Annotated in this window: 1 protein-coding gene and 1 pseudogene; both read right to left on the reverse strand. The window is 55.4% G+C overall.

Annotation, left to right across the window (positions count from 1 at the left end; all coding sequences use genetic code 11):
• A partial coding sequence (locus G3N64_RS40320) for a helix-turn-helix domain-containing protein (RefSeq protein ID WP_205783815.1) occupies positions 1-108 on the reverse strand: 108 nt, incomplete at its 3' end.
• 58 nt (positions 109-166) lie between these two features.
• A pseudogene (locus tag G3N64_RS39485) lies at positions 167-280 on the reverse strand (IS5/IS1182 family transposase); the annotation flags it as partial.

The following is a 280-nucleotide window of genomic DNA, read 5'->3' on the forward strand; positions in this document are numbered from 1 at the left end:
CGCGCTGCGACCAAGCAGCCTTGCAATCGCCCTGACGCTCGTGTTTCTGGTCCTCTCGATCATGATCGCCGCGCGCTCTTCGGCGCTCAGATGCTGGTATTTCGTCATTGCAACACCCTACCTCATCCAAGGTGTTGCACTTGAAACTTGAGTCTAAGAGGCCAGTTCAAAAAGGCTGCTCGATACGCCTGAAGATGTTCCAACAGACAAGCGAGCAACCGAGTTTCAGGAATGCTTCGTGAATGTCGGCACGTCGCTCGAAGCGAGTGCGTAGGCGACG

The organism is Burkholderia sp. Ac-20344 (genome assembly GCF_017104975.1).
Lineage (GTDB): Bacteria > Pseudomonadota > Gammaproteobacteria > Burkholderiales > Burkholderiaceae > Burkholderia.